Source organism: Bacillus sp. JJ664, from assembly GCF_036962205.1.
GTDB lineage: Bacteria > Bacillota > Bacilli > Bacillales > Bacillaceae_G > Gottfriedia.
Genome location: NZ_JBALMS010000140.1, coordinates 3,941 through 7,104 on the forward strand (window position 1 = coordinate 3,941; position 3,164 = coordinate 7,104).

The window sequence follows — 3,164 nt, forward strand, 5'->3', positions numbered from 1 at the left end:
ACTGGCGCGTTAGTTGATCAAGATCACGAGTCGCAAATGCGGCTTTTTTTGTTCAAATATTTGACAGTTTGGTTTAATAAGCAAAGGAATTATTGGAATTAAATGGAATATTATTTAAGTGATAATTCGATATTAATGGGGGCTTTTTTTGAAAAAGATCTTGATTTCTTGCCTAGTATTAGTTGTTTTAATTACTTTTGGCTTCAGTTTTTATAAATTCGTTCCAATGAAAGTAAATGAGTCTTTAAAAGGTGTTGAGTATCAATTGGGTACCGGCAATGATAAGGCAAATTCTGTGACGATAAAAATAAAGGGAAAGCTTCATCAATCTTTCTTAGGAAAAAGAACGTTTAAAGGGTCAATTGATGTAAAAGGTGCAAATTATTCCTTTCCAAATAAAGACCGTAAATTAGAGATTGATTTTGATCAAAATGGCATGGGAACAATGGTGTATGGTTACGTTAAAAATGGTGAACCACATATCAATAGCTATGGCATTCTCTTTGCTAACAAAGATTTTAGTAAAGTGACGTTCGAAGAATTTAGGGAAGATAAGAATGGGAATCAAGGTTGGTCAGGTGAAAACGGGTGGATGGTTACAGGACCAGCAAACAGTAAAAGTGAAGCTTTGATCATTTCAAATGAGTTAATGAAAAAAGTTTTACACAGCAAAATTAAATAATCACGACTCTGTTTAGAGGATTTAGAACAAGACGAAAAAGGTTATTTCATTGTTCAAATTTGATTGAAAGATAAATAATGGTAATACAACTAACTGGCGCGTTAGTTCAACTACAATAAGGAGAAAATGCAGACAACAGTTCAGGTGATATTCGGAGGATTGATTAAAATATTTGATTTTATAAGTGAATTTTTAAATATAGTATTACTAGTAATTGGATGTATTGTAATTTTTCTTTTAATTAAGGTAAAAAAGTTTCAAAAGCTACCAGAGAAAGCTGTATCAAAAAAAGAATTAAAAGAGTATATGTATAGGTTGAGATTAATAAATATATTTTCAATATGTATTATAATATGTACTATTATAGAATTAATTGTTGAAATGCTAATATAACTAACTGGCGCTTTAGTTCATTAACACAAAGAGGATGATCATTAATTGATCATCCTCTTTGTCACTTTTTAGTATTTACTTGACGAAAGAAAGGACTATTAGCCTTTTAATTGAATAGCTATAAGTAGACAAGATGTGTGATGGATTTTAAAGATTTTAAATTGAGAGGAGTTTATTACATGTTTAAATGGATAACTTTAACTATACTGTTTCTTATTATAAATCTCACGGGTTGTTCATCAAATGATGGTATGAAAGGAGATAAGCCTCCAAAAGTCATGATTCAGATCGGTAAGCAAACTTATGAAACGAAGCTAGGGACTTATTGCTGGAATACAAAAAACAAAGGGAGATGCGTTGATACAGGTGGACCTGTTGAATTATTAAAAGATAAAAAACCTATTGAAGTGAGACCCGGCGAAGATGTCACTTTCGTGATGAATTATAATCCAAAACCAAATGAAATACATGTAACTCAGAAGAACAATAATACAGAAGTTGAAGTCGTATTAGAAAAGAATCGTTTTACTGCGCCTACAAATAAAGGGATCTATTATTATTATTACGGAGTATGGTGGATGGATAAAAAGAAAGAACAAGTATCAAACGGAGATGCCTTTTACGCCTTTGCTTTAGAGGTAAAATAGGACAGGAGTAAATGTTCCTTCTGTAACTAACTGGCGCGTTAGTTGAACAACGATAGACCACTTCAGTGGTCTATTTTTTATTTGACTAAATGGCAGTCTAGTTTAATAAGGAAATCAAAATAATTACCAATATTTAGTATTAAATGACCTATTTCATGTTACGATTTATGAAAAAGAGGATGAGGTGACTAAATGAAAAAAATCATACTAATTTTTATGTTGGTTTCATCATCATTTTACGTTGTAAGTTGTAGTAAAAATGATGATAAGATAATTCGAAAAATTGCCTATGAAAGTATGACAAGCCCTTTAACAGAAGGTATCAGTAATAAGAATGGAGTAGTTAAAAAAATAGAATCTTTACCAGAAAATGCAACCATTACAGATGAGAATTATGATAAAAATAGTATATATTCTGTTACTTTTAAAAGTGATTACATTGAGGATGATATTGTAATTTTTATAGATGGAAAAAACAAGAAAAAGATTGGAGTGGTAATGATAAAATGATTGTTATGGAACTAACGAGAGCGTTAGTTTAACAGCGAGAGCAGCTGAACTGAACTCTATAAGTTTATTGATGATAAAAGATAATGAGGTAGGAAAAAAATGATTGCAAAAACAGAAGAAGATTTTAATGGTTTGAAGGAAATAGGCAAAATTGTTGCCTCCATTAGAGATGAATTGGTACAAAGAACAATTCCTGGCATAACGACCAAAGAACTTGATGATATAGCTGGAGAACTTTTAAAAAAAGCAGGTGCAGTTTCAGCTCCAAAAGGTGAATATGATTTTCCTGGCTATACTTGCATTAGTCTTAATGAAGAAGTGGCACATGGTATTCCGGGGCATCGGGTTATTCATGAAGGGGATCTAGTAAATATAGATGTATCAGCTTCAAAGAATGGTTATTTTGCAGATACAGGAATCTCATTTGTAGTAGGAGAAGGAGAAGAAGTATTAACGAAAATATGCGACGTTGTTAAAAAGGCATTTGAAGCAGGTCTTAAGAAAGCAAAACCCGGTTCAAAAAAAAGTAGAATCGGAAAAGCAGTATTCGAAACAGCGAGACAGCATGGATTCACTGTTATCAAAAACCTTACAGGACATGGTGTTGGACGTAGAATACACGAAGCACCTGACCATATTTTAAATTTTAATGATCCATGGGATAATGAAATATTAAAGGAAGGGATGGTTATCGCATTCGAACCATTTATCTCAACCTTTGAAGAAGAAGTATTCCAAAAAGAAGACGGTTGGACCTATGCTACAGAAAAAAGCTATGTAGCTCAATTAGAACATACGATTATCCTTACTAAAAATGGTCCGATTATTGTCACACTTTAATTCAAGCAATGAAGTTTCTAAAATTATAAGCCCTTATTTAGACTTTGTGATTGTGCATAAATGTACTTAAACTAACTGGCGCGTTAGTTCAA

General features: G+C 32.0%; 4 protein-coding genes. All 4 read left to right on the plus strand.

Features of this window, described 5'->3' with window-relative positions:
• The first annotated feature begins 148 nt into the window (after positions 1-148).
• Positions 149-682 carry a hypothetical protein gene (locus V7056_RS18140; protein WP_499703800.1) on the plus strand — a complete coding sequence of 178 codons (534 nt, stop codon included), beginning with the start codon at positions 149-151 and terminating at the stop codon, positions 680-682.
• A 572-nt stretch (positions 683-1,254) separates the two neighbouring features.
• Entirely contained in the window at positions 1,255-1,722 is a 468-nt protein-coding gene (locus V7056_RS18145) for a hypothetical protein (protein WP_499703802.1), read from the plus strand.
• Between the two features lie 192 nt (positions 1,723-1,914).
• The gene (locus tag V7056_RS18150) at positions 1,915-2,232 is read left to right on the plus strand and encodes a hypothetical protein (RefSeq protein ID WP_499703803.1); all 318 of its coding nucleotides are present in this window, start codon (positions 1,915-1,917) and stop codon (positions 2,230-2,232) included.
• 99 nt (positions 2,233-2,331) lie between these two features.
• Entirely contained in the window at positions 2,332-3,072 is a 741-nt protein-coding gene (gene map / locus V7056_RS18155) for a type I methionyl aminopeptidase (RefSeq protein WP_499703804.1), read from the plus strand.
• The last annotated feature ends 92 nt before the right edge of the window (positions 3,073-3,164 follow it).